This window comes from Coriobacteriia bacterium, assembly GCA_034370385.1.
Taxonomy (GTDB): domain Bacteria; phylum Actinomycetota; class Coriobacteriia; order Anaerosomatales; family PHET01; genus JAXMKZ01.
In genome coordinates, this window is sequence record JAXMKZ010000030.1 from 61,534 (window position 1) to 84,356 (window position 22,823).

A 22,823-nucleotide genomic window follows, 5' to 3' on the forward strand; every position below is an offset into this window, starting at 1 on the left:
AGTCATGCCGTACAAGATTCTTGCCGTGGACGATGAGCCGTCGATCGTGAGGCTCGTCACCGCAGCGCTGAGCGCCAAAGGCTACGAGGTGGTCAACGCCTTCAACGGCGAGGAGGCACTCGACAAGGTGGCGCTGGAGCATCCGGACCTGATCGTGTGCGACATCATGATGCCGCGTATGGACGGACGCGAAGTGCAACGGCGACTGGCGGCGGACGCCAAGACACGTGACATCCCGTTCATCTTCCTGTCTGCCATCGGAGATCTGGACCAGCAGCTCCACACGCTCGAGGAGGGCGGTGCGGAGTACCTCACGAAACCATTCAAGCCGTCGGAGCTCACGGACTATGTCGCTGCACTTCTTGACCCTGCTCGCAAGGACGAGCTCGCCCGCATGAGGCAGCAGCACGTGGGTCGCCTGCGTGCCATGACGTCGATCATGCACCGTAAGACGTGACGCTTCGGGAACGCACGTTACTGCCCTGTGGCACAATACGGTAGGTTTGATTGCACGATTTCGCTCGGGACGACCCGGGTGTGCCGCATGAGGGGCTGATCACACATGACCACACCGAGATTCGGGCGGATGATCACCGCGATGGTGACGCCGTTTGACTCCGATAATGCGCTCGACCTGCCGCGAGCTGCGCAGCTCGCCGATCGGCTGCTGGCAACGGGCTCGGATTCGCTCGTCGTGTGCGGAACGACCGGCGAGAGTCCAACCGTCTTCTACGACCAGAAGATGGACCTCTTCAGCGCCGTGCTGGACGCGGTCGATGGAAGAGCGCGCGTCATCGCCAACGCCGGCGACAACTGCACCAATGATTCGGTGGAGTTCGCGAAGAAGGTTGTCGACATCGGAGTCGACGCGATAATGGCCGTCGTGCCCTACTACAACAAACCGCCCCAAGAAGGGCTGTATCGCCACTTCCGTGCGATAGCTGAAGCGGTAGACGTGCCCGTGATCCTTTACAACATCCCGGGTCGTTGCGTCATCAACATGGAGCCTGACACCGTCCTGAGACTGGCGCACGACTGCACCAATGTCGTTGCCCTCAAGCAGGCCAACGCCGACCTTTCGCAGACCGCGGCGATCTTGGCAGATGCGCCCGCTGGATTCGAGGTCTTCGCAGGGGACGATGAACTCACGCTGCCGTTGATGGGACTTGGTGCCACCGGGGTCATCTCGGTGCTCAGCCACGTGTCGGGAGTACGCTTCAAGGAGATGATCGATGCCGCTGCGACGGGCGATCACACCCGTGCTCTGCGCATCCATCTCGAACTCCTCCCGCTCATGAAGACGCTCTTCCTCACCTCCAACCCCATCATGGTGAAGAAGGCCCTCGAACTCATGGGCTTCCCCGTAGGCGGCGTGCGGCTGCCGCTGGTGGAACCCACCCAACAACAGATTGAAGAGCTGATTCGGGTCATGCGTCATGTAGGCGCGCTCGAGCAGTAGTACGGCACCATCCACCTGAAAGGAACGCTGCCCACGCCTATGGCGAAGAAGAATCCTCCTCGTGAGGCACAAAGACTGAGAGTCATCCCCTTGGGGGGGCTCGACGGAATCGGCAAGAACATGACCGTCTTCGAGTTCGGAGGCGAAATGCTTCTGGTCGATGCGGGAATCATGTTTCCCGATGACGACACCCCTGGGGTCGACCTGATACTGCCCGACTACGCCTACGTCGTGAAGAATCGAGAACGTCTTCGAGGAATCGTGATCACGCACGGTCACGAGGATCACACGGGGGCCCTGCCCTACCTACTCAAAGAGCTCGATGTGCCGGTTCCCATCTTGGGCACCCAGCTTACGCTGGGGCTCGTCAAGGGCAAGCTCGACGAACACGGCATCAAGAAGCCCAAGCTGCGCGAGGTCAAGGGTGGAAGCCACGTGTCACTCGGCGTCTTCGGACTTGATTTCTTCGCCGTGAACCACTCCATACCGGACGGTGTGGGTGTGTTCATCCGCACCCCGGTGGCCACTGTGCTGCATACCGGCGACTTCAAACTTGACCAGACCCCCATCGACGGAAGACTCACCGACTACGGAGCACTCGCCCGTTTCGGGAAGTCGGGGGTCACTCTTCTCATGAGCGACTCCACCGGCGCGGAGAGCAAGGGCTTCTGCCGCTCAGAGTCTGAAGTCGGCGCGGCACTTCGAAGCATCACTGCGTCTGCCGCGCAGCGGGTGATCGTCGCCTCCTTCGCAAGCCACATCCACCGCCTTCAGCAGGTCTGCGACGCGGCGGTGGCATCAGGGCGAAAGGTCGTCGTTACAGGCCGCTCCATGGTCCAGAACACCAAGATCGCCCGCGACTTGGGCTACCTCACCATCGACGATGACAACATCCTCGACGCTTTCGACTCCAACGGTCTTCCCCCCGAGAAGGTCGTGGTCCTGTGCACCGGTAGTCAGGGAGAGCCTCTTTCGGCACTTGCGCGCATGGCTAACGGCGACCATCGCACCGTCGCGGTCGAGCGGGGCGATACGGTCATCATCTCGGCGAGCCCGGTTCCCGGTAACGAGAAAGCGGTCAGCCGTGTCATCAACCGTCTGACCAAGGCGGGAGCTCACGTGGTACACCGAGGAACCGCCGACGTCCACGTCTCGGGCCATGCCTCAGCCGAGGAACTCAAGTTGATGCTCAATCTCACTCAGCCGGAGTTCTTCGCTCCCATCCACGGCGAGACCAGGCATCTTGCTGCTCATGCCCGACTGGCGCATTCAGTGGGTATTCCTGAAGACGCCGTGTTCATTCTCGACAACGGTGATGTCCTCGAGATCGACGAGGAGGAGGCCCGTGTCGGCGAGCGGGTGGAGTCCGGCGTCGTCTATGTCGACGGCACGAGCGTAGGCGACCTGGGCCAAGTCATTCTGCGCGACCGGCAGCACATGAGCCAGGACGGTATCGCCACGATCGTCATCGTCATCGACAGCCGCACGGGCAAGGTCACCGCCGAACCCGAACTCGTCACTCGCGGCATTGTCGTGCCTGAGGGCGGAGATATTGCCGAAGAGGCGCGCGCTCGGGTGGCCAAGACCCTCGCCAAGACCGGACGAGAGGGCGTCACTGACCATGCGGTTGTCAAGCGGGCTGTGCGCGAGTCGCTGTCGCAGTTCTTCTGGGAGCGCACGCGTCGTCGGCCGATGATCATCCCCGTCGTTATGGAGGTCTAGACGTGGGCCTCTTCGAAGTGGTGGTCCTCGCTGTTGTTCAGGCAATCACGGAGTTCCTGCCCATCTCGTCAGACGGTCACCTCATACTGGTGCCGACGCTCGCCGGGTGGGAACGCTTCGGCCTCGGCTTCGACGTTGCGCTCCACCTGGGAACGCTCATCGCCACGGTCATCTACTTTCGTAGAGATGTCGCAGCGCTTGCGCTAGGCTTGTTCTCCCGTGAACCCGAGCGCTCTAAGGACCGCAGGTTAGCGTGGGTGCTGCTGGCCGCCACCGTTCCTAGTGTTGCGGTGGTGCTCGTCTTGGAGGCCTTTGTAAGCGGCGTCGAATCGAGGCCTGTCAACGAGCAGATCGTCATCTCCGCCTGGGGTCTACTCGTCACCACCGTCCTACTGGTGGCCTCGGAAGCCATATCCTCGCTGGAGAAGCGGCGACAGGCACCCAGTGATGACGCATCGGCCATCTCATGGCCCAAGGCGCTTGCCGTCGGGTTCGCGCAGGGATTCGCTGTGCTACCGGGAGTGTCACGCTCGGGGACCACGATCGCTTCGGCACAGGCACTTGGCATCACGCGCGGCGAAGCTGCCCGCTTCTCATTCCTGCTCTCCATTCCGATCATCTCTGCTGCGACGGCCAAGAAGCTTCTGGATGTAGCAACAGGTGAAGAGTCGATGCCTGAGCCGATGCTCGTCATCGTGGGTATCGCCGTTACAGCAGTCGTCGGCTACGCGGTCATCGGCCTTCTGCTGCCGTTTGTACGCAAGCACTCCTTGTTGTGGTTCGCCGCATACACCTCGATTGCAGGTATTCTCTTGCTGGCAGTCTACGGACCCCTCTAGCAGAAACGACTCGCACCCGGTGGCAAGCGATAAGAGCACAGGCCCCTCGCGCAGCCGCTCGAGCAACGGCTCCAAGCGTCCTCCCGCGCGCAAGCCCAGCGCACCTCAGGGCATGCTCGACGATCGCGCCAAACGCGACATAGTCGGTGTTGCCCTGTCGGCGCTCGCTGTCGGGCTTATGATCGCGGTGGTGAGTCGGTCGACGGGTGTGGCCGCAGAAGCCGCCTCATATGGCCTGAAGGCCGCGTTTGGCATCGGTGCCTACCTGATTCCCATCGGCCTTTTGCTGTGGGGCGTTTCCTTCTTCGTGCGCGCGGACATTAGGGAGGGGCGCACCGGCATCGGCATTGCGATCATCGTCATCGCCTTGATCTCGCTCACCGCCCTGATGACGCCGGAAGGCGACTACCTGCACGCCGAGCTGGTCGCGTCGTATGGCGGCTACTCCGGAGGTGCGCTCGCCTGGGCACTTGCCACACCGACCACTCCCGCTATCGCTGCGGTTCTGCTGGTCGGCCTGCTCCTCATCGGGCTGGTGGTGATCGGTCTGTCGATCTCAGGCCTGGTCGAGCTGGTGCGCGCCCGCTTCAACGGAGAAGACCATACGGCCGCTGAGCCCGCCTCACGACGACGCGAGCGCGCGCCGAAGACCATGCCGATCAGCGATGACCCCAGCTCCGCGCCTGAGGCCACCGCGGCGCATCCGGTTCGTATCGCCAAGAACGGCAAACCCGATCCGGAAGCCGGTAGAAAGACCGTACCCACCCCGGCCGCCCGTGCCCCGCGCGCCATGGAGGGTTTCGAGCTTCCACCCGCACTGATGCTCGCGCGCACCTCCGAATCGGCAGCGAAGCACCGCACGACCGATAACGAGCTCAAGGCCACGGCCGAGACTGTCCGTTCGACGCTCGCTACCTTCGACATCCCGTCACGTGTCGTCGGATGGGTTGCAGGACCTACGATCACGTTGTTCAAGATCGAGATCGCGAAGGGCATTCGGCTCAACCGGGTGACCGCTCTGGCCGACGATCTGGCCCTTGCCTTGGCCGCATCCACGATTCGAATCCAAGCGCCGATTCCAGGCGAGGCCTTGGTCGGCATCGAGGTACCGAACGTGCGTCGCTCGTCAGTCACGCTCGGAGACGTGCTCGCACCGGCGGGCGAGGGGGGTCCGCTACTCCTGGGTATCGGCAAGGACGTCGCAGGCGACCCTGCGCAGGCCGACCTTGCGCTCATGCCGCACATCCTCCTGGGCGGAACCACCGGTTCGGGCAAGTCGGTTGCGATCAACGCGATGCTCGTGAGCATCCTCATGCGATCAACCCCATCCGAGGTTCGCTTGATCCTGATCGACCCCAAGCGCGTGGAGCTCTCGCTCTACAACGGGGTGCCGCATCTCTACGTGCCGGTTGTTACCGAACCCAAAGAAGCCGCAAGCGCCTTGGCATGGTCGGTAAGCGAGATGGAACGCCGACTCAAGGTGCTGCAGGTGGCCGGCGTTCGCAATATCGGCGCCTACAACGCCCTGCTGCAAGAGGGCAAAGGTCCTGAGGGCGCCGCCGAGATGCCCTACCTTGTCATCGTGATCGACGAGCTGGCTGACCTGATGATGATCGCGGCCAAGGAAGTCGAGGACTCCATCTGTCGTATCGCGCAGCTGGCTCGTGCCGCAGGAATCCACCTCATCGTGGCCACACAGCGTCCTGAGGCCAACGTGGTGACCGGATTGATCAAGGCGAACATCACCAACCGTATCGCTTTCAACGTCGCCAGCTCGATCGACTCGCGCGTCATCTTGGACCAGCCCGGTGCCGAGAAGCTGGTCGGACTCGGTGACATGCTGTTCTCGACACCGAAGTTCGACAAGCCCAAGCGTATTCAAGGCTGTTATGTCTCTGAAGACGAGATCGAGAAGATCGTCGCACACCTCAAAGAGCAATCGGAACCCGATTATCACACCGAGATCCTTCACTTGAAGGTATCCTCGACGGGTGGTGGCGGCGTCGACTCCGGCGAGGACGACGATCCGCTCATCTGGGAGGCGGCAGACATCGTCGTGACGAGCGGCCTAGGATCCACCAGCATGCTCCAGCGACGACTCAAGGTGGGATACGCGCGCGCAGGGCGCATCATGGACATGCTCGAAGCCAAGGGTGTCGTCGGCCCCCCCGACGGCTCCAAACCCCGCGAGGTCAACGTTGACGTCGAGGAGCTTGAAGCCATCAGAGCTTTCGAACGCGAAGACGCTCAGGAGGGAATCTAGCGTGGCGACCCTAGGCGAAACACTGCGCGAACGTCGAATCAGCCTCGGTATCACCATCGAACAGGCTCAGGACGCCACGCGGATCCGGGGCAGACTGCTGGAAGCTCTTGAGAGCGGCTCCTACGACAAGCTGCCCAATCCGGGTTACGTTCGCGGCTTCATCTCCAGCTACGCGCGACTACTGGAACTGGACCCACAGCCTCTGCTGCAGATCTACAAGGCCGAGACCGGCGAGCGTCGCAGCCAAGACCTCAACCTCCCTCAAGTCGACGAGGCCGTCGCTCGCTCGGGAGAACAGCACGCGCTCCCGTGGGGCGCCGCAGTCGGCGTCGTCGCCCTCATCGTGGTAGTGGCGATCGCGATCTGGGGAATCGGTCGCCTGACAAGCTCGAACGACACCCAGCCGGCGCAGCCGCTGCCCGTCAGCGGAGCGAGTGGGACCGCCGGGGACGACCCGTCGAACGCCACGGGGACGGCTGAAGGTGAGCCCGACGCGGCGACGGTGCCGTTCACCTTGGTCGTTGCCGTCGACTCGGACGGGGCGTCTTGGATCAGAATCGTTGTTGACAAGAAGCAGGCGTACGAGGGCACACTTACCGGCGGGCAGTCAAAGACCTACGAGGTCACGAAGTCGGCGACTGTCAAGGTCGGCAAGCCCAGTTCGGTCACCATCGAGAAGGACGGCAAGGTTGTGCAGATTCCCGAAGGCGACACGCCAACGGTGAAGCTCACAGCAGACGTGACCCAATAGTCATGGAGAGGGGCAGTTTCCAGTGGCCAAAGACTCAAGCTTCGACGTCGTATCTGAAGTGGACCTGCAGGAAGTAGACAACGCCTACCAGCAGGCAGCCAAGGAACTCATCCAACGCTACGACCTCAAGGACTCGGGCGCCGCCCTTGAGTACAGCAAGGGCGAGAAGACGTTCACGCTGACCGCGCCATCCGATTTCGTCGCCAAGCAGGTCATGGATGTCTTGAACGGCAAGCTCGTTCGGCGCAACGTCGACCTGAAGGCCGTATCCTGGGGCACCCCTCAGGCGGCCAGCGGCGATGGCGTGCGCTACCTCGGCAAGATCGTCATGGGCATCGAGACGGATCTGGCCCGCAAGATCAACAAAGACATCCGCGATCAGAAGTTCAAGGTCAAAGTGCAGATCGAAGGCGACAAGCTCCGTGTCTTCTCGTCGAGTAGAGACGATCTCCAGGCGGTCATAGGATTCCTCAAGGACGCTGACTACGGCATCCCGCTCCAGTACACCAACTATCGGTGACCCGGGCGCCTCACAGCGGCGCGACTATCGCCTTCATCACCTTGGGCTGCCCCAAGAACGAGGTGGACAGCGACCGCATGCGGGCCGACACCCTCAATGCCGGCTACTCGGTCGTCGATTCTGCACAACCGGCGGACGTCATCGTGGTGAACACCTGCTCCTTCATCCGCGACGCTACTGAGGAGTCGATAGCGACCGTCTTCGACGTTCTCGGAGTGGATTCGTCGGGCCAGACCCCGGCGGTCATCGTCGTTGGCTGCATGGTCTCCCGATACGGCGACGAGCTGGCGGATTCGCTCACTGAGGTGTCCGCCTTCCTCCCTGTGAGCGACGAGCACCGGCTTGTAGACGAGATCGAACGGCTCACGGGCATCGCACGCTCCCCGGCCGCACAGGGAACCGCCACTCGAACCGGCAGCGGCCCCTCGGCGTACCTGCAGATCTCCGACGGCTGTCACCGCGCTTGCGCGTACTGCACCATCCCCTCGATCCGGGGTGACTACGTCAGTCGATCTCTGGCAGAGGTCGTAGACGAGGCGAAACACCTCGTCGATTCGGGAGCGCGCGAGCTCGTCCTCATCGGGCAGGACATCACTTCGTGGGGCCGTGACCTCGACTCCGACCTGACGCTGGCGGACCTGATCGACCAGATCGCGGCCGTGCCCGGACTACGCTGGCTGCGATTGATGTACCTGCAGCCTGACGGGGTGTCGGACCTGCTGCTGGAACGTATGGCCGCGCATGCGAACGTGTGTCGCTACATGGACATCCCGCTTCAGCATGCGAGCGCATCGGTGCTTCGCCGGATGCGACGGCGCGGCTCCCTTGAGGAGTACCTCGATCTCGTCGAGCGGATTCGATCCGTTCTGCCCGGGATCGCACTGCGCACAACCCTCATCGCAGGCTTCCCTGGCGAAACGCGCGCTGACGTGGCCGCACTGCACCAGTTCGTTCGTCGCGCCCAGTTCGACTACGTCGGCGTATTCGTCTACTCGCCGGAAGAGGACACTGAAGCCGCGACTCTGCCTGACCAAGTGCCCCTGCGTACACGCAGGGCGCGTGCTCAGCGCCTGCGCGATCTGTGCGATGATATGTGTGTCGCACGGGTGCAGCACCGTATCGGAGATGTCCTCGAGGTGTTGGTCGAGGGTGTCGATCCCGATGAAGGGGTTGTTGTCGGCAGGTGGCGAGGTCAGGCCCCCGAGATCGATGGATTCGTTCTGCTGGACCAGGGCGAACCCGGACAGATCGTCAACGCGAGAATCGTCGACACCCTGGGCTACGACCTAGAAGGGGAAGTGCTCTCAGAATGACCGCTCCCAGGAAGAAGATGAACGCCGCCAACGCCGTCACCATCACACGCATGGTGCTCATTCCCGTCTTTCTGGTCCTGATGCTCTCTGACTGGCCACGGTGGCTCAACACGCCGACTATCTGGGGCGCGCTTCAGCCGTGGATCGCTGCGATCGTGTTCACCCTGCTCGCGGCCACGGATGGTGTGGATGGCTACCTCGCACGATCGCGCAACGAAATCACCACGTTCGGCAAGTTCATCGACCCACTGGCGGACAAGCTCTTGGTGACCGCTGCGCTACTCGCCCTCATAGAACTCAACGTCTTGCCGGCCTGGGTTGCCTTCGTGATCATCAGCCGCGAGTTCATCGTGAGCGGCCTGCGTATGGTGGCCTCGGCCGAGGGGAAGGTCATCGCGGCTGCGTGGTCCGGCAAGGTCAAGACGGTCCTTCAGATCGTCGCGGTGGTCATGTTCATCGTGAAGGATTCGCTGCTCCTTGCCGACACGCTCGGATCCCAGTTCGCCCTCTTCTTCCAGTTCACCGCATGGGCGGTCATGGGCGCTGCGGTCGCAATGACGATCGCGTCGATGATCGACTACTTTCGCCATGCGGCAGACGTACTGGAAGGTCCGTGGTCCAACCCCGAGAACCTCGCCGTGGCAGATGAAGCCTCCACTTCCTAGCGAGACCTGATGCGCCCTCGCGCGGCGATAGTGACGGTGGGCTCAGAACTCGTCGAGGGACTTCGAGTCGACACGAACACCGCCGAGGTCGCCCACGCGCTCACTGCTCGGGGTTTCTGGGTCGCCGAGACGGTAAGCGTTGGTGACGTGATGTCAGTGATCGCCGATACGCTGCGGCGTCTGGCGGATGAGAACGCACTCGTCGTGGTCACGGGTGGTCTTGGCCCCACCCACGACGATATCACCCGCGAGGCGGCGGCTCAGGCCCTCGGGGCCACTCTCACCAGAGACTCGGCTCTAGAGAATCATCTGCGACCGGTCCTCAGTCGTCACACCGACCCGCAGGCGGCAGCTCAGGTTCTCAGACAAGCGGACGTGCTCGAAGGCGCGGATGTGATCATGCCCACGACGGGCACCGCCCCGGGGCTGATCATCTCAACCGGGTCGTGCATCCTCTCGCTGCTTCCCGGTCCTCCGACCGAGATGCGTCCCATGCTTGCAGCCTTGCTCGCACGCTTCCCGGAGCAAAAGATGTTTCCGATCGACCTGGGAGTCACGGGCCTAGGAGAGTCTGACGCCCAGGTCCGGGCACTACGTGCGCTCGAGCCGTTTCCGGGCGTGCGCCTCACGGTGCTCGCGCGACCAGGAGACGTCCACGTCATCCTCGTCGATGAGGGCGGCGGTGCCGCCCGGCTCAGACGGGCGGCCGACGCGGTCGCTTCTGAGCTCGACGATCACGTCTACTCGATCGACGGAGACACACTGGCTGGGGCCGTCGTTGCTGCAGCCCGCGCATCCAAAGTACACATCGCGCTTGCCGAATCGTGTACCGGGGGGATGGTGTCTCAGGCTCTCACGAGCGTTCCGGGAGCCTCTGACGTCTTCCTCGGAGGGGTCGTGGCCTACGACAACGAGGTCAAGATCGAGCTGCTCGATGTACCTCCCGGCCTTCTTGCCCAGTACGGAGCCGTGAGCGAGGAGACGGCGAAGGCTATGGCAGAGGGCGCCCGGGCCCGGCTTCACGCCGACGTTGCGCTCTCGGTCACCGGCATCGCGGGCCCCACGGGCGGCAGCGCAGACAAGCCAGTCGGACTGGTGTGGTTCGGGGTGGCCGACCGCTCGAAGACGTATGCGGTCGCGCGACGCTTCGCGCCCACAGGTCGCCTCGCGATCCGTGATCGGGCGGTGACCGTCGCTTTGGACCTGCTGCGCCGCGAGATCGTGGGGTTGTGACACCTTGAGATGCTTCTTAGCAGTCGCCCTGCAGCCAGCGCTGCGCGAGGCCCTCGTGCGGTGTACCCAAAGCCTCCGAGCGGCTGCGCCTGAGTGGGGCGGGGAGAAATGGGTTACTGCGGACAACCTCCACGCCACGGTGAGCTTCCTTGGGGAGGTACCGACCAGCGGTCTGCACCAGCTTTCGTCGTCGATGGACTCGCAGCTCGGGTCGATAGCGCCCTTCTCACTTCGATTCGGCGGCCTTCAAGCGATTCCGCATCCGTCACGATGCCGGATGATCTGGGCCTCGTTCTCCGACGATCACGACTCCTTCCGCGGCCTATGCACCGCCGTGGCGGGCTCCGCCTTTCAGGCACTGGGTCGACCGCCGCATCGGCCGTCCGTGAAACCCCACGTGACCCTCTGTCGCGCGCGAGGCGTCCGCACGCTGAGTGACGTCGCTCTCACGGGGGCTTCTGTGGCTTTGACCAGCGATGACACCTTCATGTCAGTGCTCTCGGTTACGTTGTTCTCAAGCCGGCTGACGAAGCGCGGCCCGGTCTACGAGGTTTTGGAATCATGGCCGCTCGGGGGCAACGACGACGACCGATGTGTGCCGCGATGATCGACCGTCAAAGTCGGCGGCGCAGGTACATCAGAGGTCGTTGACATCGAACAGGTGTTCGTGTAGGGTCGGGTTGCCCCTAGGGTTCCCCGCATCCCGGATTGGAGCGAGTGAGGAATGGATCGCGACAAAGAGAAGATTCTCGACGTCACCAAGGAACAGATCGACAAGAAGTTCGGCAAGGGGTCGATCATGAAGCTCGGCGACCATGCGTCGAACGTACAGATCGCGGTGATACCCACCGGATCGCTGGCCCTGGATGCCGCACTGGGTATCGGAGGCATCCCGCGGGGACGAATCGTGGAGATCTACGGTCCTGAGTCATCCGGCAAGACGACGCTGGCCCTGCAGATCTTGGCCGAGGCCCAAGCGATGGGCGGCGTGGTCGCGTTCATCGACGCAGAACACGCTTTGGACCCCGGATATGCCGCCAAGCTGGGTGTCGACATCGACGAGCTGTTGATCAGCCAGCCGGACACGGGCGAGCAGGCCTTGGAGATAGCCGACATGCTGGTTCGCAGCGGAGCGATCGACGCCGTCGTCATCGACTCGGTCGCCGCGCTCGTCCCGCGTGCTGAACTCGAGGGGGAGATGGGCGACGCGTCCATCGGCCTTCAAGCCCGGCTGATGAGCCAGGCTCTGCGCAAGCTGGCCGGCTCTCTGAGCAAATCGCACACTACCTGCATATTCATCAATCAGCTCCGAGAGAAGATCGGCGTCATGTTCGGCAGCCCTGAGACGACCACCGGCGGCCGCGCCCTCAAGTTCTTCTCAACGATCCGCATCGATGTGCGCAGGGTCGACTCCATCAAGCAAGGCACCGACATCGTTGGTAACCGTGTCCGCGCTAAGGTCGTGAAGAACAAGGTGGCTCCGCCGTTCAGGCAGGCTGAGTTCGACCTCATGTACGGCAGCGGGATCTCAAAGGAGGGGTCCATCCTCGATCTGGGTGTCGAGGAGGGCATCGTGGCCAAGTCGGGTGCCTGGTACACGTACGGCGAGGAGCGCCTCGGCCAAGGACGTGAGGCCGCGAAGGAGTTCCTGCGCGAGACCCCCGATCTCCGTGACGAGATCGAACTCAAGATCCGATCGTCGATCGGGCTGCCAGGTGCGGCTCCGGCCCTCGCCGAGGCCTCCCCTGAAGCGGCGAGCGTGGTGCCGATCGCCGCTGACAAGTAGGCTCGCCTTGATGGGCGCCGTGACCGTGCAACGAATCGAGGTGACCGGACCCGCTGGCAGGGTCCGGCGCCTCGTTTTCGATGACGGCAGCTCGCGGACAACTTCCGCTGCGGTCATCAAGGTCCTGGCGCTGGAAGAGGGGTCACTGGTCGATGAAGAGCAACTCGCCCAGAGTGAAGACTCATGCGCCCGGGACCGGGTACTGAGAATGCTGTCCTCACGCGAGCGGTCGCGAGCCGATGTGGCGTCGCGCCTGCAGACCGACGGCTACTCGGTTGCCCTGAGCGAAACCATCTGCGGTCGGTTCGTGGAACTCGGTCTCATCGACGACGATCGCTTCGCGCGCATGCTTGTGCGCACCCAGGCTCGGAGCGGATTCGGCGGTAGGCGCATCGCCGCCGATCTGCGTCGTCACGGCGTAGCCGAAACGATTGCCACCGCGGCTCTGGCCGAAGAGTATGGGTCCGAGACCGAGCTTCTCAGGACGCTTCTCGCCAACCGCCCCAGGCGTGATTCAGATAGTCGTGAGAAGGTTCTGCGCCGTTTCGTGAACCGCGGATTCAGCGTCACCCAGGTTCTCGAAGTGCTTCGCGAAGAACCACGGCACGAGTAGCGGTGCCGTTCGTCAGAGCATTTTGCCGTTCGTCAGATTGCATGTGGGGCGCTTCAGTTGACGGTTTCTCCTGCTCAAGCGTACTATCTGCATAGCATCTGTGATTATTCGCGCTCCGTGATACGCGGGGGAGCGGTTGAGTGGCGTTCTGACGATTTGCGCTAACGAATGGCCGTAGTGCCTCGCGTGCGCATACCTGCAGGTCGTTCGCCCTTTCGTCGTGAATCACGGGTGCCGGACCGATGTGTCCGGCTCTTATTCTTTGTTTGAGAGCTGTGCACGCTGTTCGCCATTGACATGAGCTTGACACCACCAATGGAAGGAGGGCGTATGGACGCAACGCAGCTACTCATCGTCATCGTCGCACTACTCATCGGCATCGCCCTCGGCTACGCGATCAATCGTTACCTCATCAAGGATCGCGCATCCCGCGCTACAGACGAAGCTGAACGCCTCGTCAAGGACGCGGAGAAGCAGGCCGAGACCCTCAAGAAGGAAGCGCTGCTCGAAGCGAAGGATCAGATCTTCCGCTTGAAGCAGGAGACGGAAGCCGAGGTCAAGGAGCGTCGCAAGGAGATTCAAGCCGCGGAGACCCGTCTCGCACAGCGCGAGGAGTCGGTTGACCGGCGCGCCGAGTCCATGGACAAGCGCGAACACCAGCTCGCCTCGCAGCAGGGCCAGATCCAGAAGCGTGAGAAGGATCTGGAGGAGATGATCGACGAGGAGCGTGGGCGCCTTGAGTCGGTGGCCGGCATGACGGCCGACGAAGCTCGTCAGGAGCTTCTCAATCGTATCCAGGATGACGTGAAGCGTGACGCCGCCAACTACATTCGCGAGGCGGAATCACGTGCACGTGAGGAAGCAGACAAGAAGGCGCGCAACATCGTGAGCATTGCGATTCAGCGCGTTGCCGCCGATCACACGGCCGAGTCCACCGTGTCGGTCGTTCACATCCCCAGTGACGACATGAAGGGCCGCCTCATCGGTCGTGAGGGTCGCAACATCAGGGCGTTCGAGCAGTTGACGGGCATCAACCTGATTGTCGATGACACCCCCGAGGCCGTCGTGCTCTCCAGCTTCGACCCGGTTCGGCGTGAGGTCGGCCGCATCACACTCGAGACCCTGATCGCAGACGGACGTATCCATCCCGCCCGCATCGAGGAGATGTTCAACAAGGCGGACCAGATCGTCAGCCAGCAGATACACGAGGCCGGCGAGCAGGCCGCGTTCGACTCCGGAGTTCACAACCTGCACCCCGAGCTGATTCGCACCCTCGGCCGCCTCAAGTTCCGTACGAGCTACGGACAGAACGTCCTCAACCACTCGCTCGAAGTGTCGTGGTTGTGCGGAGTCATGGCTGCGGAGCTTGGAGTCGACACGACGCTGGCGAAGCGCGCCGGACTCCTCCACGACCTCGGGAAGGCCATCGATCACGAAGTCGAGGGCCCTCACGCCGTCATCGGAGCGGACCTTGCCCGCCGCATGAACGAGCCCAAGGCCATCGTCCACGCCATCGAAGCGCATCATGCAGACGTCGAGCCTGCAACCATCGAAGCCGTCTTGGTCCAGGCTGCTGATGCCATATCAGCCGCTCGTCCGGGTGCCCGCCGCGAGACGCTCGAGAGCTACATCAAGCGGCTTGAGAAGCTTGAAGCGGTCGCAAACTCGCATCGCGGCGTCGAACGCACGTATGCCATGCAGGCCGGCCGCGAGATTCGCGTTATGGTCAAGCCGGACCAGATTTCAGACTCCGATTCGGTCGTACTTGCCCGCGACATCGCCAAGCAGATCGAGGACGAGCTCGAGTATCCGGGTCAGGTCAAGGTCATGGTGATTCGCGAGAGCAGGGCCGTGGACTACGCGAAGTAGTTCTTGGTGATTTCACTCACGAAACCCCTGGCCTGACCGGCCGGGGGTTTCGGTCGTTTGGGAAGCGGGGGAGTTCATCATCACGACGGATGAGTCCGTTCAAATACGAACCGCAACCAAGGACGATCTCGCTGAGTGCTTGCGGGTTCAACGAGATGCGTTCTATCGGGTATCTGCCGAGCTGTCGATCGCGAGTGATCTTCTTCCTCCGCTGCGCGAAACCCTGGGGGATCTCCAGCGACTCCTCGATGAAGGAACGGTGTTCTTGATGGCCTTCAGCGGGCGCGAACTCGTCGGGAGCGTGCGCGGCTGGCAGACCGAATCCGGCGTGGAGGTCGGCAGACTCTGTGTGGCGAGCGGCTGGACACGACGTGGCGTGGCCAGCGCCCTGATGGACGCGCTCGAGTCCTCATTCTCTCGCCCCCAGCGCTTCATCCTTTTCACCGGGCACGACGCAGTCGCGCCTCGTGCACTGTACGAGAAGCGGGGATACCGCCTTTTCGCTACCGAGGAGACAGCAGCTACCACGCTCGTTTGGCTCGAGAAGAGATGTGTCGAGTGAGTGTCAGCGCGCCGAGTCGGGTTATCCTGTCTCCATGACGGACAAAGACCTGCTCTCATTTGTCACCGCAGTATCCGGTGACACCTATCTCAAGGTCGAGGAGAACCTCGGCGAAGGCTTCGTTCGCCTCCAGGTCTCTGAGGCGGAGCGCCGCCAGGCGAAGCACGACATCCGGGGCGTCGAGGACATCGTCGTTGAGCTCCTTCGAAACGCGCGCGATGCCCACGCTCAACGGATTCTCGTGGCGACTCAGCGCGAGGGCGACGTTCGCACGCTCACGGTTCTGGACGATGGAGTTGGTGTGCCCACGTCGTTGCGTGAGCGCATCTTCGAGCCGCGCGTCACGAGCAAGCTTGAGACTATGGTCATGGACCGCTGGGGGGTGCACGGGCGGGGGATGGCGCTCTTCTCCATCCGCTCCAACGCTCTGTCGGCCGACATCATCGCAAGCGCTCCCCACCGCGGCGCCTCGGTCAATGTGACCGTCGATACCTCCTCGCTGACGGAGCGTGCCGACCAGTCCACCTGGCCGACCATCGACAAGAATGCATCGGGTAGCGCACGAGTTGCCCGGGGGCCGCACAACATCGTACGCAACGTCGTTGAGTTCGCCCTGGAGCACCCGGAGATCGACCTGTTCTTCGGCTCGCCCACCGAGGTACTTGCCACCGTCGTGACTTTGGCTCGCTTCGAGATGGACGAAGTGGACCTCTTGCGCTGCGACGATCTGAGCCGCCTGCAGGTGTGGCAGCGGCCCGGGGCAGCCGTCGATGCAGCCGAACTGTGCGACACCGCAAGCGACATCGGTCTACCGGTGTCCGAGAGAACCGCTCATCGCATACTGGCCGGGGACGTAGTGCCCTTGAGGACTGTTGCGGCGACCGCGCTCAAGTCGACTGTGGCGGCCGTGGATCCCCGTGCCGTCGACATCTACCGGGATCGTCGCGGTCTGAAGATCGATGCCGGTGACTTGGACGCTTTCTCGGGCGAGCTTGAGCGCGCTTTCGATGCGATCGCGGAACGCTACTTTCTCCACTTGCGTACGGCTCCGAAGATCACTGTCGGTCGGGACGATATCCGTGTTCGGTTCGAGGTGGATAAAGAGGACTAACACCTTCGTCTCCCGCGCGATATACTGAAGAACGCGCCACTTACACGCGTCGTACCATAGATCACGCCACCAAACGCAGCAGCCGCCTCACACGCGGCACGAAGCTACAGTTCCACCAGGGAGGGACCGTGGAAGTCCTTAAGGTGTCGAGCAAGTCAAATCCCAACTCCGTCGCAGGGGCACTCGCCGGCATCGTTCGCGAGCAAGGCGCGGTCGAGATGCAGACGGTGGGAGCGGGGGCTCTCAATCAGGCCATCAAAGCGATTGCGATCGCACGGGGCTTCATAGCGCCCTCAGGCCTGGAGCTCACCTGTGTTCCCGCCTTCGCAGACATCCTGATCAACGGCGAGGAGAGAACTGCGATTCGCCTGCTGGTAGAGCCCAGGGACATGAATCGGGTCTGACCTTGCATGCCGTGAAGGCGGACCTGCACACACACTCCACCGCCTCCGATGGGATGCTCACGCCCCGTGAGCTTGTCGAACTTGCAGCCTCGTCAGGTCTCACCCACCTTGCGCTCACCGACCATGACTCCGTCGACGGGCTGGACGAGGCCTCGGCCTCGGCCAAGAACCTCGGCGTGGTGCTGATACCGGGGGTCGAGCTCTCCGCAACCTCCCCTGACGGTTCTGACGTCCACATTCTGGGCTTCTTCGTCGATCGGACGAACGCACCGTTCCGAAGTGAACTCCGTGACCTGCGCGCTGCGCGTCTTCGCCGCGCGGCTCTCATGACCGAAGCTCTGTCTGCCGCCGGTCTGACCATCTCACTGAACGACGTCCTCCACCACGCCGGCAGCGGAGCGGTCGGTCGCAGTCACGTCGCCCGGGCTATCGTCACCGCAGGTCATGCGCGGTCGGTTCACGATGCTTTTCTTCACCTCATCGGCAGAGGACGTCCGTACTACGTCGCCAAGGAGGCGCACTCGCCTGAAGAGGCGATTCGGTGCATCAGAAGTGCCGGTGGGATACCGGTCATCGCACACCCCGGAGTCGGAGGACTCGGCAACCTGATCGAGGGCCTCGCCGCCCATGGCCTTGCGGGCGTGGAGGCCTACCACGCCGACCATCTGCCGGAGGTGCGCCGGGAGTTCGCCGAGCAGGCTACCCGTCTTGGGCTCCTCGTGACCGGCGGTTCGGACTTCCATTCCTTGAACGGGCCTAACCCGGCTCTTGGCAGCGTCGATCTGCCCGAAGAAGCACTTCGCCGGCTTCTAGCCGCTTCGGGCAGATGACGGGGCGGATCAGGTCCCGAGCTTTGCTCGCGGACAGCGTGCTACACTCCCAATCCGCTATGGACACCTTCGTGATTCGCACCTTCGGGTGCCAGATGAACAAGCACGACTCCGAGCGCATCAGCGGGCTCCTGTCAGCCGCTGGCATGCGGCCGGTCTCAGAGGCACAGGACGCCCATGTCATCGTCTTCATGACGTGCTGCGTCAGGGAGAATGCCGACGAACGACTCATCGGTCAGGTGGCAAGTCTCAAGGCGCTCAAACCTCGGAGAGGCGAGGGTCCCTTGATTGCCGTCGGTGGGTGCATCGGACAAAGAGACGGAGAACGCCTCATCGAACAGGTGCCGCACATCGATGTGGTGTTCGGCACGCACAACGTGAGCAGGCTTCCCTTCCTGCTTCAGGCGGCCCGCGACGCCAACCGTGCCCAGGTGGAGGTGTTGGCCGAGTCCACCGAGTTCACGAGCGATCTACCCAGCGAGCGCGAGCATCCATGGCACGCATGGCTGCCGATAACGGTCGGGTGCAACAACTTCTGCTCATACTGCGTGGTACCTCACGTCCGTGGCCGGGAGCGCAGCCGCTCCATGGAGGCTATCGTCCTGGAGGCGCAGCACCTCGTGGCAGACGGCGTACTCGAGATCACGCTTCTGGGCCAGAACGTCAACTCGTATGGACGGGACCTTTTCGGCGAACCCCGTTTTGCCGAGATCCTTCGGCGTGTAGCCGATACCGGGGTGCAGAGGATCCGCTTCGCCACGAGCCACCCGAAGGATCTTCTGGACGAGACGATCCGCGTCATGACCGACACTCCTGCAGTCATGCCGTACCTGCATCTGCCGGTTCAGTCCGGTTCCGACGCGATCCTTGCAAGGATGAACCGTCACTACACCGCCGAGCACTACCTGGAACTGGTCGAGAAACTCTACTCCGCTCTACCGCACATGGCGCTGTCGACCGATGTGATCGTCGGGTTCCCCGGAGAGACGGAGGACGATTTCGAACGCACTTTGCACCTCGTTCAGACCGCTCGCGTCGATCAGGCGTTCACCTTCATATACTCGCCACGCGAGGGTACGCCCGCCGCTAGCATGGGTGATCAGGTGCCCCGGGAGGTCTCGCAGGTGAGGTTCGACCGGCTTGTGGATCTCGTGCAGCGCTCGGCATTCGCCAAGAACAAGGTTCTCACCGGCACCGTGCAACCCGTGCTGTTCACCGGCACGAGCAAACGCGACCCGCGCGTGCTCGCGGGGCGCACCCCCGGCAACAAGGTGGTTCACGTGACCCTTGGGGACGAACAGAGCGCCTCTTCGTTCGCCGGCAAGGTTCTGGACGTCTCCATCGAAGATGCTCAGACCTGGTTCCTTTCCGGTCGCTTGCTGGGTACGAACCCCTAAGTAGGGTCGTCTTCCGGCAGCGCGTATACGGGAAGGCCGCAGTCCAGGGGGTCTAGCAGACATGAGTAGCGTGCCCGTCTTCGGCGTCATCGCGCCGCATCCTCCGATCTTCGTAGCGAGTGTGGGTGGAGAGCGCACTCATCAGACCCGACGATCGATCGACGCGCTCCAGAGGGCCGCCCACGCGTTGCATCTGTTCGACCCCGATACCCTCGTGCTCATGTCTCCGCACGCTCCCGCGCTCGCAGACGCCTTCCTCGTTGACGGGGCCGAGCAGCTGTCGGGGTCACTTGGTACGTTCGGCGACGATCGTTTGCGCTCGTATCGAGGAGACCCTGAACTCGCTTCCGCGATCGCCTCGGAAGTGGCTACCGTGGGACACGCGGTCGCCCTGCGCTCGGAGGACCCCCGGCTGCAGCCCGGCTGGCTCGATCACGCGTCGATCGTCCCGCTGGATTTTCTCGACAAGGACTCGCGCTATGCGCTGGTCGTCGTCTCACTGTCCCACCTTGGCTACCACGCTCACCGTGACTTCGGCGCTGCGGTCGCCTGTGCCGCCGAACGCATCGGTCGCCGCGTTGCGTTCATCGCCAGCGGTGATCTCTCGCATCGATTGACCCCCGACGCACCGGCGGGCTACTCGGTTCGGGGACAGGAGCTGGACGCTTGGATCATCGACCGCGTTGCCCAAGGGTCTCTCGCGCAGCTGGTGGACTGTGATCGCGATCTGGCGGAGGCGGGAGGCGAGTGCGGGCTTCGCTCCATCATCGCGCTCGGAGGGTACTGCGGCGAGGACCCCGCACCCGTACGGAAGTTGTCGTATGAGGGGCCGTGGGGCGTCGGATACCTCACCGCGCTCGTCGGCCACGCAGCCCTCGAATCCGACGACGCGGCTCGGACACCCGCGACCGGGTACCGAGGCGGGACTCCCGGAGCGGACGAGTCTGAGGTCGTCAGGCTCGCGCGCAGGGCCATCGTGTCACGCGTGAGCGCCGACGCCGTGGTGTCCGACGCCGCGCTCGCGGGTGCTGAGTATCCGGAGCGCGCCGGCGTCTTCGTCTCCCTCCACCGTCACGGGGACCTGCGTGGCTGCATCGGCACCATCGCACCCACGCAGGCGTACCTTGGAGCGGAGGTGGTGGGCAACGCAGTCGAGGCGGCGACCAACGACCCGCGGTTCCCGTCACTCTCAGCTGATGAACTCGAGGACCTCGAGATCAAAGTGGATGTGCTTCATGCTCCCGAGCCCGCCGCAGTGGAGGACCTGGACCCCGCGCACTTCGGGGTGATCGTCACCAGTGGATGGCGACGCGGTCTGCTCCTACCCGATCTCGACGGGGTGGACGACGTTGATACCCAGATCGCCATTGCGCTGCGAAAGGCCGGAATCGGGCCCAAAGAGGAGTACGCCCTGCAGCGCTTCCAGGTGGACCGCTACACTTAGCGGGTGAGCGAACACCCCTCAGACACCTCAACCCTGCGCGTCCTGGCCGTGGTCGGACCAACATGCGTAGGGAAGTCCGACGTCGCGGAGCGCCTCGCACTGGCCGACGACGGCGAGATCGTATCGGCCGATGCCATGCAGGTGTACCGGGGGATGGACATCGGGACGGCGAAGCCGAGCCTGACTAAGCGGATGGTGCCGTACCACTGTGTCGACCTGGTCGACCCCGGCACCCCGTACTCCGCTGCTCTCTTCCAGCGAGACGCACGCGAGGCCATCGCCGGCTGTGCTGCGCGCGGTCGACTGCCTATCGTGTGCGGCGGCACAGGACTCTACGTGAGAGCCGCACTCGATCCACTTTCGTTCCCGCCGCCGGCTGAACGGGATGCTGACACGACGCGCGAACGCTATGGGGCCCTGGCGGCTGAGTTGGGCCCGCAGGGCCTCCATGCACTGCTTGCCGACCGCGACCCCAAAAGCGCTGCCCTCATCCACCCGAACAACGTGCGTCGGGTCCTGCGCGCCCTCGAGATGGCGGACGAGGGGGTCTCTTACGCAACACAGGCGTGTGGGTTCTCAGAGCGCACAAGCATCTTCGCTGCGGCGTTTCTCGGATTGACCATGGAACGCCGGGCACTCTATGAGCGCATCGACAGGCGGGTGGACTCGATGATGGCAGCCGGACTGCTAGCCGAAGTCGAGCTGCTTGTGCGCTCGGGGTTTCGCGAGGCGCTCACCGCCGCGCAGGCAATCGGCTACAAGGAGTTCGTACCGGTCCTCGATGGCGCCCTCTCGGTCGATGAGGCCGTCGCTTCGGTCAAGATGGCCACACGTCGCTACGCTAAGCGTCAACTCACCTGGTTCCGCGCGGACGAACGCATACGATGGGTGGATGTGACCGATCTTTCACCTGCCGAAACGCTCGCTGCGGCCCAAGAGGCGCTAAGATGAGAGTACCTACCGCACGTCAGGGGGCGCGAACACAGTGGATCTGAACTTCACGAAGATGCACGGGCTCGGCAACGATTTCATCGTCATCGACGACCGTGAGGGAGAACTCGAGCTGGCTCCTGAAGCGGTCGAGTGGTTCTGCGACAGGAACTTCGGCATCGGCGCTGACGGCCTCATGCTGGTGCGCCCGGCGACCACAGGAGAGGCGGACTTCTCGTGGTGGTTCCGAAACTCCGATGGATCCGTGGCGGAGATGTGCGGCAACGGGATTCGGTGCTTTGCCAAGTACGTGGTCGACCACGGCCTCGTCTCTGCTGAGTCACGCTCCGTCCGCGTCGAGACCGATCTGGGAGTCTATGAGGTCGAGATCAGGCGCTCGGATGACGGCCTTGTGGAGTCTGCCACCGTCGACATGGGGGCTCCCATCCTCCGTCCCGCCGATATTCCCACCACCTTGTCGTGCGAGGACCCTGAGGATCCGGTCATCAACTGCGATCTGAACACCTCGACGGGGCCAGTTTCCGTATCGTGCATCTCTATGGGCAACCCTCACTGCATCATCTTCGTCGATGATGTGGAGACCGCTCCCGTGTACGAGCTTGGATCCGAGATCGAGATTGATCCCGCGTTTCCCCGAAAGACCAACGTCGAGTTCGTCCAGATCCTTGGAGACGATCGCATGCGCCTGCGCGTGTGGGAGCGGGGAGTGGGGGAGACGCTTGCCTGTGGGACGGGTGCTTGCGCAGCGACGGTAGCCACCGCGCTGTCATGCCGGGGAGGACGGGACGCCACTGTGGAACTCCCCGGAGGCGAACTCGTTATCCGGTGGTCTGAAGACGGACATGTACTCATGACCGGGCCTGCGGAAGAGGTCTTCGCGGGAGTGCTCCGCATTCCCGAGGATGACTGACGTCGACCGCCGCCCTTCACTGGCTCTGAGCAATGAGGCACTCGCTACGCTTGCCTGTCCGGTCTGCACAGAACCTCTGCACGCCACATCCGGTTCTCTCGCGTGCGAAGCGGGCCACGTTTTCGACCTCGCCCGTCAAGGCTACGTGAGCCTTCTTGCGGGAGGATCGACGTCTGACACC

General features: G+C 63.1%; 21 protein-coding genes. All 21 read left to right on the plus strand.

Annotated elements, in window-relative coordinates; all coding sequences use genetic code 11:
• Positions 1-4: 4 nt before the first annotated feature.
• Complete coding sequence (locus U1E26_07075; protein ID MDZ4169401.1) at positions 5-457, plus strand: response regulator; 453 nt, start codon at positions 5-7, stop codon at positions 455-457.
• Between the two features lie 105 nt (positions 458-562).
• Positions 563-1,459 carry a 4-hydroxy-tetrahydrodipicolinate synthase gene (dapA, locus tag U1E26_07080; protein ID MDZ4169402.1) on the plus strand — a complete coding sequence of 299 codons (897 nt, stop codon included), beginning with the start codon at positions 563-565 and terminating at the stop codon, positions 1,457-1,459.
• A gap of 39 nt (positions 1,460-1,498) precedes the next feature.
• A complete protein-coding gene (locus tag U1E26_07085; GenBank protein ID MDZ4169403.1) occupies positions 1,499-3,181 on the plus strand; it encodes a ribonuclease J in 1,683 nt (560 codons plus the stop codon).
• Between the two features lie 2 nt (positions 3,182-3,183).
• Positions 3,184-4,020 carry an undecaprenyl-diphosphate phosphatase gene (locus tag U1E26_07090; protein MDZ4169404.1) on the plus strand — a complete coding sequence of 279 codons (837 nt, stop codon included), beginning with the start codon at positions 3,184-3,186 and terminating at the stop codon, positions 4,018-4,020.
• Positions 4,021-4,039: 19 nt separating this feature from the next.
• Entirely contained in the window at positions 4,040-6,283 is a 2,244-nt protein-coding gene (locus tag U1E26_07095) for a DNA translocase FtsK (GenBank protein MDZ4169405.1), read from the plus strand.
• Between the two features lies 1 nt (position 6,284).
• A complete protein-coding gene (locus U1E26_07100; protein MDZ4169406.1) occupies positions 6,285-7,034 on the plus strand; it encodes a DUF4115 domain-containing protein in 750 nt (249 codons plus the stop codon).
• A gap of 22 nt (positions 7,035-7,056) precedes the next feature.
• Positions 7,057-7,554: a YajQ family cyclic di-GMP-binding protein gene (locus tag U1E26_07105; protein MDZ4169407.1), complete on the plus strand. Its 498-nt coding sequence runs from the start codon at positions 7,057-7,059 to the stop codon at positions 7,552-7,554.
• Positions 7,551-8,867, plus strand: coding sequence for a 30S ribosomal protein S12 methylthiotransferase RimO (rimO, locus tag U1E26_07110; GenBank protein MDZ4169408.1), 1,317 nt, complete (start codon positions 7,551-7,553; stop codon positions 8,865-8,867). The genes U1E26_07105 and rimO overlap by 4 nt, the downstream gene beginning before the upstream one ends.
• Positions 8,864-9,532: a CDP-diacylglycerol--glycerol-3-phosphate 3-phosphatidyltransferase gene (pgsA, locus tag U1E26_07115; protein ID MDZ4169409.1), complete on the plus strand. Its 669-nt coding sequence runs from the start codon at positions 8,864-8,866 to the stop codon at positions 9,530-9,532. The genes rimO and pgsA overlap by 4 nt, the downstream gene beginning before the upstream one ends.
• Positions 9,533-9,541: 9 nt before the next feature.
• On the plus strand, positions 9,542-10,765 hold the full coding sequence (locus U1E26_07120) for a nicotinamide-nucleotide amidohydrolase family protein (protein MDZ4169410.1): 1,224 nt from the start codon (positions 9,542-9,544) through the stop codon (positions 10,763-10,765).
• Between the two features lie 724 nt (positions 10,766-11,489).
• Complete coding sequence (recA, locus tag U1E26_07125; GenBank protein MDZ4169411.1) at positions 11,490-12,551, plus strand: recombinase RecA; 1,062 nt, start codon at positions 11,490-11,492, stop codon at positions 12,549-12,551.
• A gap of 10 nt (positions 12,552-12,561) precedes the next feature.
• Positions 12,562-13,164: a regulatory protein RecX gene (locus U1E26_07130; GenBank protein ID MDZ4169412.1), complete on the plus strand. Its 603-nt coding sequence runs from the start codon at positions 12,562-12,564 to the stop codon at positions 13,162-13,164.
• Positions 13,165-13,494: 330 nt separating this feature from the next.
• Complete coding sequence (rny, locus tag U1E26_07135; GenBank protein MDZ4169413.1) at positions 13,495-15,033, plus strand: ribonuclease Y; 1,539 nt, start codon at positions 13,495-13,497, stop codon at positions 15,031-15,033.
• A gap of 139 nt (positions 15,034-15,172) precedes the next feature.
• Entirely contained in the window at positions 15,173-15,595 is a 423-nt protein-coding gene (locus tag U1E26_07140; protein ID MDZ4169414.1) for a GNAT family N-acetyltransferase, read from the plus strand.
• Between the two features lie 34 nt (positions 15,596-15,629).
• Positions 15,630-16,706 (plus strand): ATP-binding protein, encoded by a 1,077-nt coding sequence (locus U1E26_07145; protein MDZ4169415.1) that lies wholly within the window; start codon positions 15,630-15,632, stop codon positions 16,704-16,706.
• Between the two features lie 128 nt (positions 16,707-16,834).
• Positions 16,835-17,110, plus strand: a complete 276-nt coding sequence (locus tag U1E26_07150) for a stage V sporulation protein S (protein MDZ4169416.1) — start codon at positions 16,835-16,837, stop codon at positions 17,108-17,110.
• Positions 17,111-17,121: 11 nt separating this feature from the next.
• The gene (locus tag U1E26_07155) at positions 17,122-17,940 is read left to right on the plus strand and encodes a PHP domain-containing protein (protein MDZ4169417.1); all 819 of its coding nucleotides are present in this window, start codon (positions 17,122-17,124) and stop codon (positions 17,938-17,940) included.
• A gap of 59 nt (positions 17,941-17,999) precedes the next feature.
• On the plus strand, positions 18,000-19,337 hold the full coding sequence (miaB, locus tag U1E26_07160) for a tRNA (N6-isopentenyl adenosine(37)-C2)-methylthiotransferase MiaB (GenBank protein MDZ4169418.1): 1,338 nt from the start codon (positions 18,000-18,002) through the stop codon (positions 19,335-19,337).
• A 61-nt stretch (positions 19,338-19,398) separates the two neighbouring features.
• Positions 19,399-20,781, plus strand: coding sequence for an AmmeMemoRadiSam system protein A (gene amrA / locus U1E26_07165; protein MDZ4169419.1), 1,383 nt, complete (start codon positions 19,399-19,401; stop codon positions 20,779-20,781).
• A 3-nt stretch (positions 20,782-20,784) separates the two neighbouring features.
• A complete protein-coding gene (miaA, locus tag U1E26_07170) occupies positions 20,785-21,732 on the plus strand; it encodes a tRNA (adenosine(37)-N6)-dimethylallyltransferase MiaA (protein MDZ4169420.1) in 948 nt (315 codons plus the stop codon).
• A gap of 34 nt (positions 21,733-21,766) precedes the next feature.
• Positions 21,767-22,642, plus strand: coding sequence for a diaminopimelate epimerase (gene dapF, locus U1E26_07175; GenBank protein MDZ4169421.1), 876 nt, complete (start codon positions 21,767-21,769; stop codon positions 22,640-22,642).
• The last annotated feature ends 181 nt before the right edge of the window (positions 22,643-22,823 follow it).

What these genes read in the sequence shown, in the direction of transcription:
- amrA (MDZ4169419.1), top strand. Translation starts at nt 19,399, where the DNA reads ATGAGTAGCGTGCCCGTCTTCGGCGTCATCGCGCCGCATCCTCCGATC.
- U1E26_07145 (MDZ4169415.1), top strand. Translation starts at nt 15,630, where the DNA reads ATGACGGACAAAGACCTGCTCTCATTTGTCACCGCAGTATCCGGTGAC.
- recA (MDZ4169411.1), top strand. Translation starts at nt 11,490, where the DNA reads ATGGATCGCGACAAAGAGAAGATTCTCGACGTCACCAAGGAACAGATC.
- U1E26_07075 (MDZ4169401.1), top strand. Translation starts at nt 5, where the DNA reads ATGCCGTACAAGATTCTTGCCGTGGACGATGAGCCGTCGATCGTGAGG.
- U1E26_07130 (MDZ4169412.1), top strand. Translation starts at nt 12,562, where the DNA reads ATGGGCGCCGTGACCGTGCAACGAATCGAGGTGACCGGACCCGCTGGC.
- U1E26_07120 (MDZ4169410.1), top strand. Translation starts at nt 9,542, where the DNA reads ATGCGCCCTCGCGCGGCGATAGTGACGGTGGGCTCAGAACTCGTCGAG.
- dapA (MDZ4169402.1), top strand. Translation starts at nt 563, where the DNA reads ATGACCACACCGAGATTCGGGCGGATGATCACCGCGATGGTGACGCCG.
- pgsA (MDZ4169409.1), top strand. Translation starts at nt 8,864, where the DNA reads ATGACCGCTCCCAGGAAGAAGATGAACGCCGCCAACGCCGTCACCATC.
- rny (MDZ4169413.1), top strand. Translation starts at nt 13,495, where the DNA reads ATGGACGCAACGCAGCTACTCATCGTCATCGTCGCACTACTCATCGGC.
- U1E26_07085 (MDZ4169403.1), top strand. Translation starts at nt 1,499, where the DNA reads ATGGCGAAGAAGAATCCTCCTCGTGAGGCACAAAGACTGAGAGTCATC.
- miaB (MDZ4169418.1), top strand. Translation starts at nt 18,000, where the DNA reads ATGGACACCTTCGTGATTCGCACCTTCGGGTGCCAGATGAACAAGCAC.